We start from the raw sequence: 13,886 nt of genomic DNA on the forward strand, positions 1-13,886 counted from the left end.
AGGTAACTCTGGTCTACGCGAGATCAGATGCAGTACGAAGAGACCACCACCACGGGACAGGTGGCCGGCGGGGCGGCCGGGTTCCGGAAGCATGGCGATCTGACCTTCCGTCAGATTGAAACGTGTTCTACTCTTGCGCCGTTCCGGGTCCGGCGACGGGTGAGGGCGTACATGGGCATCGCGATCACGCAGGAACAGCGGGAGCTCGCCGAGGCGGTGCGGGGGTGGCTGGCGCGGGCCGTGCCGGTCGAGGAGGTGCGCAAGCTGCTCGACGCGCCCGGGGCGGCCGGGGCGCGACCGGGGTACTGGGACGGGCTCGCCGAGCAGGGGCTGCTCGGGATCCACCTCGGCGCGGAGTTCGGCGGGGGCGCGCTGCCCGAACTCGCCGTCGTCCTGGAGGAGGCCGGGCGCGCGGCGCTGCCCGGCCCCTACCTCTCGGGTGTGCTCGCCGCCGAGCTGCTGCGCCGCGCCGGTCGGCACCGCGACCTCGTGGCGGACCTCGCTGCGGGGCGGCGGACCGGGGCCGTGGCCCTGGGCGCCGGGACGCTCAGCGCCGTCGAGTGCGAGGGCGGCTGGCTGCTCGACGGCACCGCGCCGCCCGTACTGACCGCGGGCCAGGCGGAGTTGGTGATCCTGGCGGCCGAGGCCCACCACCGCACGCTGTGGCTCGCGGTGGACGCCGAGGCCCTGCGCATCCGCCCCCACCACAGCGCCGACCCCACCCGCCCCACCGCTGAGGTGCGCGCCGAGCGCCTCGTGGTCCCCGGCGCCCGGGTCCTGGACGTCGACTCCGCGCTCGTCCATGACCTCGCCGCCCTGCTGTTCGCCGCCGAGTCCTGCGGCACCGCGGCCCGCGCCCTTGAGACGGCCGCCGAGTATGCCAAGGTCAGGGAGCAGTTCGGGCGTCCCATCGGCCAGTTCCAGGGGATCAAGCACCTGTGCGCGGACATGCTCGTACGCCTGGAGCAGGCCCGCGCGCTGGTGTGGGACGCGGCGCGGGCCATGGACGAGCCCGCGGAGGTGCGCGGCCTCGTCGCGTCGCTCGCCGCGGCGACGGCGCTGGACGCCGCGTACAGCTGCGCCAAGGACTCCATCCAGGTCCTCGGTGGCATCGGCTTCACCTGGGAGCACGACGCCCACCTGTACCTGCGCAGGGCCCTGGTCGCGCGCCAGCTCCTGGGGGCCGGGGACGTCCACCGGCTGCGGGCCGTGCGGCTGGCCCGCGGCGGCGCGCGCCGGGAACTGCGCATGGAGCTGCCGCCCGAGGCCGAGAGCTTCCGCGGGCCGGCCCGCGCCGCCATCGAGAACGTACGGGGCCTGGACCCGGGCGCGGTGCGCCGCGCCCTCGCGCCCACCGGATACGCCGCCCCGCACCTGCCCGCCCCGTACGGACTCGGCGCGGGCCCGGTCCAACAGCTGGTCATCCAAGAGGAGTTGAGGAGGGCCGGGGTCAAGGTGAGCGACCTCGGGATCGCGACCTGGGTGGTGCCCTCGCTCCTCGCGTACGGGACCGCCAAGCAGCAGGACCGCTTCCTCGGCCCCACCCTGCGCGGCGAACTGCTCTGGTGCCAGCTGTTCTCCGAACCCGGCGCCGGCTCCGACCTCGCCTCCCTGCGCACCCGGGCCGAACGCACCGAGGACGGCCGCTGGCGGGTCAGCGGTCAGAAGGTGTGGACGAGCGCGGCGCAGTGGGCCGACTACGGCATCCTGCTGGCCCGCACGGATCCAACGGCCCCCAAACACAAGGGGCTCACCTACTTCCTGATCGACATGAAGCGGACGGACGGGATCGACATCCGCCCGCTGAAGGAGATCACCGGAGACTCCCTGTTCAACGAGGTCTACTTCGACGGGGCGCTGCTGCCTGCCGACGCCGTGGTCGGGGAGGTGAACGGCGGCTGGCGGGTCGCCCGCAACACACTGGGCAACGAACGCGTCCACATGGCCGACCAGGTGGCCTTCGACACCGGTCTCGAAGCGCTGATCGCCCGCGCCGGGGACCTCGACGGGGCCTGCCGGGCCCGGATCGGGGCGCTCGCGGCCGAGGCGCACGCGCTGGCCTGCATCGCGCTGCGCACCACGATGCGACAGGTGTCCGGTCTGGAGCCCGGTGCGGGGGCCAGCGTCCGCAAGCTCGTCCAGACCCCGCACCAGCAGCGGACCGCCGAACTCGTCCTGGAACTCCTCGGCCCCCAGGGCGCGGTCGCCGAAGGCCCCGGCGAGCGTGCCGTACACGGCTTCCTCATGTCGCGCTGCCTGACCATCGCGGGCGGCACCACCCAGGTCCAGCTCAATGTCGTCGCCGAGCGCATCCTCGGCCTGCCCCGAGACTGAAGGGTCCCCCTGTCGTGAAGAGCTACATCGTCGGCGTAGGCATGACCAGGTTCGAGAAGCCGGAGTCCCGTGACTGGCAGTACTGGGACATGGCGAAGGAGGCGGGGAGCGCGGCGCTCGCGGACGCGGGAGTCACCTACGACCTGGTCGAACAGGTGCCGGTGGGCTACTGCTTCCAGGCGTCGACGGCAGGTCAACGGGCCGTCTACGAACTGGGGTTGACCGGGGTGCCGGTCTACAACGTCAACAACAACTGCGCGACGGGCGCGAGCGCGCTGATGCTGGCCCGGCAGTTCGTGGAGGGCGGCGTCAGCGACTGCGTGCTCGCGCTGGGCTTCGAGAAGATGAAGCGGGGGGCGCTGGGCGGCGGCTCGGACGCCGGCTCGGACGGCGGCACCTTCGCGACCTCGCCGGTGGCCCGCCACTACGGGATCATGGCGGCGCGCCACGGCTTCGAGATGTCCCCGCCCACCGCGCAGATCTTCGGCAACGCGGCCCGCGAGCACATGGAGCGGTACGGGACGACCGCGGCGCAGCTCGCCGCGGTGGGCGCCAAGAACCACCGGCACTCGGCGAACAACCCCAACGCCCAGTTCCAGGACGCCTATTCGGTCGAAGAGGTCCTCGCCGCGAAGACCATCCACCGCCCGCTCACCAAACTCCAGTGCTCGCCGACGTCGGACGGCGCGGCGGCCGCTGTCGTCGTCTCGGAGCGGTTCGCCGACCAACACGGCCTGCGCGACAGGGCAGTTGAGATAGTCGGGCAGTCGATGACGACGGACACGCAGGAGTCGTTCGCCTCGGGAAGCTGTATCGACGCGGTGGGCCAGCCGATGTCGCGGGAAGCGGCCCGGCAGGCGTACGAGCGCTCGGGGCTCGGCATCGAGGACGTCGACGTGATCGAGCTGCACGACTGCTTCTCGATCAACGAGCTGTTCACCTACGAGGCGCTGGGGATGTGCGGGGCGGGGGAGTCGGGGAAGCTGATCGAGTCCGGGGCGACGACGTACGGCGGCCGTTGGGTGGTGAACCCGTCGGGGGGCCTGATCTCCAAGGGGCATCCGCTGGGGGCGACGGGGCTTGCGCAGGCGGCTGAGCTGGTGTGGCAGCTGCGGGGCGAGGCGGGACCGCGCCAGGTCCCGGCCGCGCGGGTGGGGCTCGCCCACAACATCGGCCTCGGAGGCGCGGCGGTGGTGACGCTGCTGCGCCGGTAACCTCGCCCGCCCTTGGCAGCATTGGGTACGGGGGTCTTTCGGCCCGTCCGGCGTTCGAGGACGAGCGCGGTAGGGGCGGGGCGAGGAAAGGGGCTGTAACGGGCACGATGAGCATGGATGGGCGGGGTGGGGAAAGGGGCTGTAACGGGCACCCACCCCGTGCGACCATGACCCGCATGGCTCACGCGTCCGCAGACACCCACATATCCGCCCCACCCCGAACCCCCCGCACGTGGCCGGTCGTGCTGGCCGCCTGCGCGGGCCAGTTCCTCGTCGTACTGGACGTGTCCGTCGTCAACGTGGCCCTCCCCTCCATGCGTGCCGGCCTCGGCATGAGCGCCGGCGGACTGCAATGGGTGGTCAACGCGTACGCCATTGCCTTCGCAGGGTTCATGCTGCTCGGCGGTCGCGCCGGCGACCTGTACGGACGCAAGCGGATGTTCCTCGTCGGGCTCGCCCTGTTCACCGCGGCCAGCCTCGGCGGCGGACTCGCCCAGGAAGGCTGGCAACTGCTCCTGGCCCGCGCCGCGCAGGGACTCGGCGCCGCCGTGCTCGCACCGGCCACCCTCACCATCCTGACCGCCGCCGTCCCCGAGGGCGCCGCCCGCACCCGGGCCATCGGCACCTGGGCGGCGGTCGGAGCGGGCGGCGGCGCGGCCGGCGGACTCGTCGGCGGGCTGCTCACCGACGCCCTGTCGTGGCGGTGGGTGCTGCTCATCAACGTGCCCGTCGGAGCGCTCGTGCTGCTCGGCGCCGCGCTGTGGATCACCGAGTCCCGAGCCGGCCGGCGCCACCGCCTCGACCTGCCCGGCGCCGTCCTCGTCACGGCCGGGCTCGCGCTCCTCTCGTACGGCATCGTCCAGACCGAACGGGCGGGCTGGGCCGCGCCCGCGACGCTGGTCCCGCTGGTCGGCGGGCTCGTGCTGCTGCTCGCGTTCCTCCTGGTCGAGGCGCGTACGAACGCGCCGCTCATGCCGCTGCGCCTGTTCCGGCTGCGTGCGGTCTCGGCCGCGAACGCGGTGATGTTCGTGTGCGGTTCGGCGATGTTCTGCACCTGGTTCTTCATGACGCTGTACGCCCAGAACGTTCTCGGCTACAGCCCGCTGACCGCCGGACTCGCCCTCATCCCGAGCTCCCTCAGCGTCGTCCTCGGCTCGAAGCTGGCGCCGCGCCTGATGCCGAGGACGGGGGCGCGGAACCTGACCGTGCTCGGCATGCTGGTCACCGCGGCGGGGTTCGGCTGGCAGTCCACGATGCGGGCGGACGACCCGTACTGGCTGTCCGTCCTGGTGCCCGGCATCCTGATGATGACCGGTGCCGGGATCGCCACAACTCCCCTCGCGGCACTGGCCACTTCGGGAGCCGCACCGGGTGAGGCCGGGCTCGTGTCGGGCCTGATCAACACGTCCCGGACGATGGGCGGGGCGCTGGGGCTCGCCGTGCTGTCGACGGTGGCGGCGTCCCGGACGGGGGCGGTCCAGAGCGCCGAGTCCCTCACGGCGGGCTACGCGCTCGCCTTCCGCGTCGGCGGATTCGTGCTCCTGGGCAGCGTGGTGCTCGCGCTGCTGTGGCTGCCCAGGGCGGCGAGCCCCGCCCGCCGCGGCTGAGGTACTACAGCCAGCCCTGCTGCCGAGCGGCCCGGACCGCCTCCATGCGGTTGCGCGTGGAGGTCTTGCCGATCGCCGACGACAGGTAGTTGCGTACCGTCGACTCCGACAGGTGCAGCTTCTTCGCGATGTCGGACACCGTCGCGCCGTCCACCGAGGCGTTCAGGACGTCGCGTTCGCGGGCGGTCAGGGGGCTCGGGCCCGCGCTGAGGGCGGCGGCCGCGAGGGCCGGGTCGATGACGGTCTCGCCGCGCAGCACCCGGCGGATCGCCTCCGCGAGGTCCTCGACGGGACCGTCCTTCACGAGGAAGCCCGCCGCGCCGGCCTCCATCGCGCGGCGCAGATAGCCGGGGCGGCCGAACGTCGTGAGGATCATCACCCGGCAGTCCGGGACCTCCTCGCGGAGGTCGGCCGCCGCGTCCAGACCACTGCGGCCCGGCAGTTCGATGTCAAGCAGGGCCACATCGGGACGCGACACGAGGGCCTCGGAGACGATCTTGTCGCCCGCCGAGACCTGGGCGACGACCTCCATGTCCTCTTCGAGCCCGAGCAGCAGCGCGAGCGCGCCGCGCATCATCCCCTGGTCCTCGGCGAGGAGAACCCTTGTACATCTTGCCGGCCGGTGGTCTTGGGGCATCTCATCCATGCGGTCAGGCTACGGCCAGGACCCCAGCTCAGGGCACAGGAAAGCCCCGGCCGGCACGCAGGGGGCCGCTGAACCGGGGGCCGCTGAACGCCGCTCGCGGGCATGGGAAAGCCCGCTCGGCGAACCGCACGGGGCTTCATTCTCTGCGTACGCGTCCTCGTCCAGCCAAATGGTGGGCGAGTCGCCCTTGCCGGTGTCGGGGATGGTCCCCAGGAAACGCAAGCGCATGACCTCTCCCTCTGCCGATCCAGTTGCAGACGATTGCTCGACCATCGCCCGCACGGCTGAGCACGTCAAAAGGGCATGCCCGCACGGCACTTGATCCGGGGCCGGGAACGATGGACGGCCCCGACAGTGCCCGGTGCAGGGCAGTCGTCGGGGCCGACAACTCGCCCTAAGTGGCACGGAGTTGGTGGCTGGACCCCCGATTGGGCATGCCCGCCCCCGCGTCAGTGGTGGGCCGGGGTCGTGGTCAGTTCGGCGTCCAGGGCTGAGTCCTGGGGGTCCACCGGGAGTTCGGCGGTGACCTGGAAGCCGGTGCGGGGCGCGGGGCCCGCGGTCAGTGAGCCGCCCGCCGCGGCCAGGCGCTCGGTGAGGCCCTTGAGGCCCGTGCCGCCGATCCGCGGGGCGGGGGCGGGCGCGGCGGGCGCGCCCTTGCCGTTGTCGGTGATCTTCAGGGTCACGCGCTCCGGCGAGCCGTCCACCACGATCTCGCAGCGGCTGGCCGCACTGTGGCGTACGACGTTGGTGACCGCCTCGCGGACCACCCAGCCGAGCAGCGCCTCGGCCTGCGCGGGCAGTGGCGGCCCCGACTGGCGCACCACCGGCTCGACTTCGGCGGCGCTCAGGGCCGAGCGGGCCCGGTCGAGTTCGGTGGCGAGGCTGCCCTCGCGGTAGCCGGTGACGGCCTCGCGGATCTCGGTGAGCGCCTGGCGGCCGACCGACTCGATGTCGGCCACCTGGCCGAGGGCCGCGTCCAGGTCGCGCCGGGCGATCCGGCGAGCAGCCTCCGACTTCACCACGATGACGGACAGGGTGTGGCCGAGCAGGTCGTGCAGATCGCGGGAGAAGCGCAGGCGCTCCTTCTCGACCGCGGTACGGGCCAACTCCTGCCGGGTGTCACGCAGTTCGCGGATCGTGTCGGAGAGGGAGAGCAGCGCCGCGATCACCATGCCGGACATGAACGTCCCGTACGCGATGGTCATGTTGCTCCACGGGTCGCCGGTCCTGAGCCCCGAGATCGCCCCCACCGACACCGCCAGGACCAGGATCACGTAGCCGAGCCGCTTGTCGCGTACCGCCGCGCCGCAGGTCAGCGAGAGCAGCGGGAAGAACAGGAGCCAGACGCCGCCGTAGCCGAGTCCGAGGGCGTAGGTGACGGCGGCGAGAGCGCCGAGCAGGACCAGGGTCGCCCGCTCCTCGCGCCGCTGCTTGTCCAGGGCGCGGAAGGCGACGTTCGCGTACAGCACGACGAAGGCGAGGATGCCGAGGCCGCCGAGCCAGGGGTATTCCACCTTGCCCTTGGCCACCTCGACGACGGCGCCGGTGCCCATCAACAGCCACGGCAGGAAGGTGTAGCCGTTGGCGGGCGGGCCGGGGGACTCGCAGGCCTTCTCGCCCCGCGACGGCAGTTTCGGCAGCAGTGATGGCATCTCGTTCTCCCCGTGACTACGGCTCATGAGTTCACCCGGCCCCGGTGCCCGGCACTCACGCGGTCCGTGCGGACCGACGGTAGGAGACCACGGCGTACGCACCGAAGGCCACCAGCCAGGCTCCCATCAGGGCGATGGTGGCCGCGCCCGGGGCGTGGCCCTGCGAGGTGGCCCAGCCCAGGTCGGCGAAGCGGTGGGTGGGAGTGTACTCGGCGATCTCGCGCAGCCAGCCGGGGAAGGCCGAGACCGGGAACCACAGGCCGCCGAGGATCGCGAGGCCCATCAGGCAGGCCACGTTGACCACCCCGGTGGCCTGCGCGGACAGCCGGTAGCCGTTGCCGAGGCCCAGCATCGTGAAGGGCAGCGCCCCGATCCACAGCAGCAGTGTGAGCGCCACCCACTGCCAGGCGTCCAGGCGCACGCCGTTGATCAGCGCGCCGGACAGGAGCACGGCGAGGATGCCGGGAAGCACGGTCACCGAGCCGCTGATCGCCCGCCCGGTCACCACCCGGGTCGGCCGCAGCGGAGCGATCCGCATCTGCCGCAGCCAGCCGATCGCCTTGTCGGAGGCGACACCGGTCCCGGTGCCGAGCGCCGAGCCCAGCGCGCCGTAGGCCGCCATGCCGACCATCGAGGAGACCTTCCAGTCGGCGTCGCTGTTCTGGCCGCCGCCGATGTTGGTGAAGAGCAGGTACATCAGCACCGGCATTCCGATGCCGAAGACCACGAAGGAGGCGTCACGGAGCGTGCGCCGCATCTCCAGCTTGATGTACTCGAACATCAGACGGTCTCGCTTTCGCGTGCGGTGAGGGAGAGGAAGGCGTCTTCGAGGCTGGCCGGGGCCACTTCGAGGCGGCGTACGGCGCCCATCGCGGCCAGCGCGACGACGGTGGCGTCCGAGTCGTCGGTGCGCAGGTGGGCCCGGTCGCCGCGGATCTCCACCGCGGCCACCCCGGGCAGCAGCGCGAGGCCCTCGGTCGCCATGCCCGCCAGGTCGAAGGAGACCAGGCTGCCGCCGGCCGCCCGCTTGATGGACTCGCCGGGGCCGTCGGCGACGATGCGGCCCCGGTCGATGACGACGATCCGGTCGGCGTTGTCGTCGGCCTCTTCGAGGTAGTGCGTGGAGAACATCACGGTGTTGCCGCGCCCGGCGTAGACGCGCATCGAATCCCAGAACGCCCGGCGCGCCTCCACGTCGAGCGCGGCCGTCGGCTCGTCGAGCAGCAGCAGTTCGGGGTTGCCGGCAAGCGCCATGGCGAACCGGACCCGCTGGGTCTGGCCGCCGGAGAGCTTGTCGACCCGGCGGTCGGCGAACTCGGTGAGCCCGGCGAGCGCGAGCGCCTCGGCGACCGGCATCGGCTTCGGGTACATGCTGGCGATGAAGAACACCAGCTCGCGCACGGTGACCCGGGGGACCGCCCCGCCCTCCTGGAGCATCGCCCCGATCAGGCCCGCCCGTACGGCCTGCTCCGGGGTCCGCCCGAAGATCCGCACCTCGCCCGCGTCGGGTTCGTTCAGCCCGAGCAGCAGGCTGATGGTGGTGGACTTGCCGGCCCCGTTGCGGCCGAGCAGCGCGACGGTCTCGCCGCGTCCGATGGTCAGTTCGGCCCCGTTCACGGCCCGGACCGCCCCGTAGGACTTCACCACCCCGCTGAAGCGGACCGCCGTCGCGCTCTGTGTCGTCATCTGCGTCATGCCCTGAACGCTACGGAGTGCCAAGGGGCGCGCCCCAGATGCGGTTGTACGGACCTGGGCAGGACAAATGTCATGGTGCGGGGCGCCCAAGGAGGGTATCTGACGCGACGTCAGGAGGCTTCACAACTGCTGGGGCGTGCGCTATACCTAGGGGCCATCGGCCTAGAACGCGTTCTAGAACGGGTCCTCGGTCCGGTCCAGTACGACCTCGGTGCGGCCGACGGTGCGGACGACCGCGCCGAGGTCTTCCTCCGTGCCCGCACAACGCTCAAGGAGCAGCATCCACATGCCCATTGATGCCGCGAAGGCGATCGCCGCCGAGCCCCGGTCCACCAGGATCACCTGGGACCACAAGGACGTACAGCTCTACCACCTGGGGCTCGGCGCGGGCGCTCCGGCCACCGACCCCGACGAGCTGCGCTACACCCTGGAGTCACGGCTGCACGTCCTGCCCTCCTTCGCGACCGTCGCGGGCGCCGGGATGGGCGTGGTCGGCGGGCTGTCCGCGCCCGGCATCGAGGTGGACCTGGCGGCCGTGCTGCACGGGGGGCAGACCATCACCCTGCACCGGCCGATCCCCGTGCGGGGCGAGGCCACCTCGACCTCACGCGTCGCCGCCGTCTACGACAAGGGCAAGGCCGCCATCCTGGTCCTGCGCACCGAGGCCGCCGACGCGGACGGGCCGCTGTGGACCAGTGACGCGCAGATCTTCGTGCGGGGCGAGGGTGGCTTCGGCGGGGACCGGGGGCCCTCGGCGCGTGTCGAGCAGCCCGACCGGGCCCCCGACCAGGTGGTCGAGCGTCCCGTCCGCGAGGAGCAGGCGCTGCTCTACCGGCTGTCCGGCGACTGGAACCCGCTGCACGCCGACCCCGACTTCGCCAAGCTCGCGGGCTTCGACCGGCCCATCCTGCACGGGCTCTGCACCTACGGGATGACGCTGAAGGCCGTCGTGGACACGCTCCTGGACGGCGACGTGACCCGCGTCCGCTCGTACGCCACCCGCTTCACCGGCGTCGTCTTCCCGGGCGAGACCCTGCGCATCCGGATGTGGTCGGGCCCCGGCCGTGTCCAGGTGTCGGTGACAGCCGTCGAACGGGACGACGCGCCGGTGCTTTCCGACACCATCGTGGAACACAACTGACCTTGTTCCCAAGGGACTTGAGGGGAGCCGCGCCATGCGCGCAGCCGTACTGCACGAGATCGGCCAGGACAAGCTCGACGTGCTCGACGACGTGGAGGCGACCGGCTTCGGGCCGGGGAAGGTCAAGCTCCGCGTCCGCGCCACCGGGCTCTGCCACTCCGACCTCTCGGCGATGAGCGGCGTGCTGCCGCAGCCCGCGCCGTTCGTCCCCGGCCACGAGGGGGCCGGGGAGGTCATCGACGTGGGCGACGGTGTGACGAGCCTGAAGCAGGGCGACCGGGTGCTGATGTGCTGGCTGCCCGCGTGCGGGGCCTGCCCGTCCTGCAGGCGGGGCCAGACCCAGCTGTGCCTGGCCGGGTTCATGAACGCCGGAACCCCCAACTTCAGGCGGCCCGGCGGCGACGTGTTCGGCTTCGCGGGCACCGGCACCTTCGCCGAGGAGGTCGTCGTGGCGGCCGGCTGCGCGGTGCCGATCCCCGACGACGTGCCGTACGAGATCGCCGCGCTGATCGGCTGCGGGGTGACCACCGGCCTCGGCGCGGCCATCAACACCGCGAAGGTGGAGGCGGGCTCGTCCGTCGCGGTCATCGGGTGCGGCGGGGTCGGGATCTCCACCATCCAGGGCGCCCGGGTGCAGGGCGCGGCGCAGATCGTCGCCGTCGACCCGGTGGCGTCCCGGCGCGAGGCGGCGCTGAGGTTCGGCGCCACCGAGGCGGTTTCGCCGGACGAGTTCGCCGACGCCAAGCAGCGCGTGACGGCGGGCGAGGGCTTCGACTACGTCTTCGAGGTGGTCGGCAGGTCCGCGACCGCCCGCACCGCGTACGAGAACACCCGGCGCGGCGGCACCCTGTGCGTGGTCGGCGCGGGCGCCATGGACGACTTCTTCCAGGTCAACATGTTCGAGCTGTTCTTCGACGAGAAGCGCATCCTGCCGTCGATGTACGGCGGCGGCGACGTGCTCCGCTCCTACGAGCGGGCCATAGCGCTGTGGCGGGCGGGCCGGATCGACCTGGAGGGCCTGATCACCCACCGGGTGCAGCTGGCGGGGATCAACGACGCCCTCGACCAGATGCGCAGCGGCGAGGCCCTGCGCACCTGCATCGAGATCTGAGCCCGCCCCGGCCGTTCATCCCCACTGCGAGAGGACCCAACCGGCATGGCAGCACTGCCACTTGAAGGCCTGTCCGCGATCGTCACCGGAGCCGGGCGCGGCCTCGGCCGGGCCGAGGCACTGGAACTCGCCCGGCTCGGCGCGGCCGTCGTCGTCAACGACTTCGGCCGGCCGGGCCGCGACGGCTCGGGCCAGGCGTCGAAGGGCCCGGCCGAGGACGTCGCCGCCGAGATCCGGGCCGCCGGCGGGACGGCCGTCGCCCACACCGGGGACGTGGCCGACCACCAACAGGCCCGGGAACTGGTCCAGTTGGCCATCGACACGTACGGCAAGCTCGACATCCTGGTCAACAACGCGGGCATCCTGCGGGACCGGATGATCTTCTCGATGAGCGAGTCCGAGTGGGACTCGGTGATCCATGTGCACCTCAAGGGGCACTTCAACACCACCCACTTCGCCGCCTCGCACTGGCGCGAGCGCTCCAAGGCCACCGGCGGCCCGGTCTACGGCCGGATCGTCAACACCTCCTCGGAGGCCTTCCTCGCCGGTTCGGCGGGCCAGCCCAACTACGCGGCGGCCAAGGGCGGCATCGTGGGCCTGACCACCTCGACGGCGCTGGCGCTCGGCAAGTACGGGGTGACGGCCAACGCCATCTGCCCGCGCGCCCGCACGCGCATGACCGAGGACGTGTTCGCGGGTTTCCAGGAGCCCGAGGAGGGGCAGCTCGACCCGCTGGCGCCCGAGCACGTCTCGCCGCTGGTCGGCTACCTGGCGTCCCCGGCGGCGGCCAAGGTCAACGGCCAGCTCCTCGTGGTGCACGGCGGAATGGTCGCGATCGTGGAACGGCCCAGGGTGGCCGCCAAGTTCGACTCCGCGAAGGAGGCCTTCTCGTATGAGGAGCTGGACGAGCTGATCTCGCCGTACTACGAGGACCGGCCCGCCGGCGAGACCTTCGCCGCGGCCGAGGTGCTCGGCCTCAAGCGGGGCTGAGCCAGGCACCGCACAGCAAGGCCCCCGGGGGTCTTCAGTACCTCAAAATCCACGGTCCCCGCAGCTCCCTGAAAGTCAGGGTGTTGCGGGGACCGGTAGACCCCCCGTACGCCCCCGGGGGCCTCTGCGCGTACGGCGACGTCAGGCGTTGCTGCCCGCGTTCTCCTCGCGGCGGTGGCGGCCGTGGGCCGGCGTCACCGAGTCCTCGGTCGCCGCGGCCCCGCCCCGGTGCTTGCCTGCGCCGTCGTTCCCCGTCTCCTGCGGACGGATGTCGGTCTGGTTGGACATGAGCTGTGGTCACCCCGTTGTTGTGTTCACGTATCCCTCGTACAGCGCGTCGATTCTAACGATCACTCGACGGCTGCCGACGCCCGGTCAGGGGTGCCTGGGCCAGGGGTACGGGCTTGGGCGCGGCGGGCTTGACGGGGGCCGGCGGCGGGGCGGGGGCGGGGTCCGGCGGTGCCGTCATGCCGACCACGGCACAGGGGGTCGCCTCCGTGCTCGACGGAAGCCGGAGCACGCCCCCGGGCGTCCACAGCCCGTGGCCCGCCAACCACCCCTGCGGGGCGGCCAGTTGGTGCAGATGGCGGCCGGCCGGGCGCCAGATGCCGAGCCAGCTGCCGCCCGCCGCGTCGATGCGCAGGGCCACCGCGCACGACTCCGGCACCAGGACCTGGCCCGGCTGGATGGCGAACGGCGTCACGGCCGCGTCCGCCAGGCGCAGGCACTCGGGGAAGCGGATGGGGAGCGCGGAGCCCAGCACGCCCCAGCCGAGGCGGTCGTGGCCCGGCGCGTTGGAGCGGATCAGGAGCAGTCCGCTGTCGGCGTCCGCGAGCAGCAGCCGGTCGTCGCTGTCCTCGGTGATTTCGAGCAACTCGGTGACCTCGCCGCCGCGTTCCAGGTCGACGGCCACCGCCTTGGTGCGGCCGTCCAGCTCCCGGTCGAGCGCGAGCATCCGGCCGGTGCGGTCCAGCCACACCCCGCCCGAGCAGTGCCCCTTGACCCGGGCCACCAGCTCGGGCCCGAACGCGCCGCCCGCCACCAGCCACAGCGCGGTGTCGGCCGGGCCGGCCGCCAGGGCGTAGGCGCAACTGCCGTCCGGGGACGGCGGAAGCAGCACGAGTCCGTCCGGCGCCGCTTCGACCGAGCCCAGCGGCAGCTCGCCGGTGCCGGGCCCGGTGGGGTAGAGCAGCGCGAAGGAGTGCCGATCGGCGATGCGGCGGTGGATGAGGACCCTGCCGTCCGCCATGGGCAGCACCCCGGCGTCGGGCTCCTCCGGCTGGTTGCCGGGGAGCGGGACCGCGTACGGCTCGGGGCCGTCGAGCGTCCAGCGCTCCGGGAACCAGGTGTCCTGTCCGCCGTGCCGTACCAGCCTCGCGGCGTACGCGCCGTTCGCGGTGATCGCGAATCCCGTGTTCCCGACCGTGCCGCCCCCAGCGGCGGTCTCGATGGCCAAAGCCGTCATCTGATGGCTCACCTCCGGCCCCCGAAGCTAG

At 72.5% G+C, this 13,886-nt stretch carries 12 protein-coding genes; 6 read left to right on the forward strand and 6 right to left on the reverse strand.

Annotated elements, in window-relative coordinates; genetic code table 11:
* The first annotated feature begins 171 nt into the window (after positions 1-171).
* From OG522_RS26160 to OG522_RS26170, 3 genes are all read left to right on the forward strand, one after another.
* A complete protein-coding gene (locus OG522_RS26160) occupies positions 172-2,334 on the forward strand; it encodes an acyl-CoA dehydrogenase (RefSeq protein WP_329465439.1) in 2,163 nt (720 codons plus the stop codon).
* Between the two features lie 14 nt (positions 2,335-2,348).
* On the forward strand, positions 2,349-3,548 hold the full coding sequence (locus tag OG522_RS26165; RefSeq protein WP_329465440.1) for a lipid-transfer protein: 1,200 nt from the start codon (positions 2,349-2,351) through the stop codon (positions 3,546-3,548).
* A 167-nt stretch (positions 3,549-3,715) separates the two neighbouring features.
* Entirely contained in the window at positions 3,716-5,155 is a 1,440-nt protein-coding gene (locus tag OG522_RS26170; protein WP_329465441.1) for an MFS transporter, read from the forward strand.
* A 4-nt stretch (positions 5,156-5,159) separates the two neighbouring features.
* On the opposite strand, the gene OG522_RS26175 is transcribed toward OG522_RS26170, so the two are convergent.
* The 4 genes from OG522_RS26175 to OG522_RS26190 all read right to left on the reverse strand — a co-directional run bounded on the left by OG522_RS26175 (position 5,160) and on the right by OG522_RS26190 (position 9,148).
* Complete coding sequence (locus OG522_RS26175) at positions 5,160-5,801, reverse strand: response regulator transcription factor (protein WP_329465443.1); 642 nt, start codon at positions 5,799-5,801, stop codon at positions 5,160-5,162.
* A 449-nt stretch (positions 5,802-6,250) separates the two neighbouring features.
* Complete coding sequence (locus tag OG522_RS26180; protein ID WP_329465445.1) at positions 6,251-7,453, reverse strand: sensor histidine kinase; 1,203 nt, start codon at positions 7,451-7,453, stop codon at positions 6,251-6,253.
* A 55-nt stretch (positions 7,454-7,508) separates the two neighbouring features.
* Positions 7,509-8,234 carry an ABC transporter permease gene (locus tag OG522_RS26185; RefSeq protein WP_329465446.1) on the reverse strand — a complete coding sequence of 242 codons (726 nt, stop codon included), beginning with the start codon at positions 8,232-8,234 and terminating at the stop codon, positions 7,509-7,511.
* Entirely contained in the window at positions 8,234-9,148 is a 915-nt protein-coding gene (locus OG522_RS26190; protein WP_443074753.1) for an ATP-binding cassette domain-containing protein, read from the reverse strand. The genes OG522_RS26185 and OG522_RS26190 overlap by 1 nt, the downstream gene beginning before the upstream one ends.
* 286 nt (positions 9,149-9,434) lie before the next feature.
* Between OG522_RS26190 and OG522_RS26195 the strand changes: the two genes are divergently transcribed.
* Genes OG522_RS26195 through OG522_RS26205 form a run of 3 tightly spaced genes read left to right on the forward strand, consistent with a single transcriptional unit; the run spans position 9,435 to position 12,390 of the window.
* A complete protein-coding gene (locus OG522_RS26195) occupies positions 9,435-10,289 on the forward strand; it encodes a MaoC/PaaZ C-terminal domain-containing protein (protein WP_329465447.1) in 855 nt (284 codons plus the stop codon).
* Between the two features lie 34 nt (positions 10,290-10,323).
* Positions 10,324-11,400: a Zn-dependent alcohol dehydrogenase gene (locus tag OG522_RS26200; RefSeq protein ID WP_329465448.1), complete on the forward strand. Its 1,077-nt coding sequence runs from the start codon at positions 10,324-10,326 to the stop codon at positions 11,398-11,400.
* Between the two features lie 45 nt (positions 11,401-11,445).
* On the forward strand, positions 11,446-12,390 hold the full coding sequence (locus OG522_RS26205) for a 3-oxoacyl-ACP reductase (RefSeq protein WP_329465449.1): 945 nt from the start codon (positions 11,446-11,448) through the stop codon (positions 12,388-12,390).
* Positions 12,391-12,531: 141 nt separating this feature from the next.
* Here the strand turns inward: OG522_RS26205 and OG522_RS26210 are convergent, their stop codons facing one another.
* Positions 12,532-12,678 (reverse strand): hypothetical protein, encoded by a 147-nt coding sequence (locus OG522_RS26210; protein WP_329465450.1) that lies wholly within the window; start codon positions 12,676-12,678, stop codon positions 12,532-12,534.
* A 55-nt stretch (positions 12,679-12,733) separates the two neighbouring features.
* Positions 12,734-13,855: a hypothetical protein gene (locus OG522_RS26215; RefSeq protein ID WP_329465451.1), complete on the reverse strand. Its 1,122-nt coding sequence runs from the start codon at positions 13,853-13,855 to the stop codon at positions 12,734-12,736.
* Positions 13,856-13,886 lie beyond the last annotated feature (31 nt).

This window comes from Streptomyces sp. NBC_01431 (assembly GCF_036231355.1).
Taxonomy (GTDB): domain Bacteria; phylum Actinomycetota; class Actinomycetes; order Streptomycetales; family Streptomycetaceae; genus Streptomyces.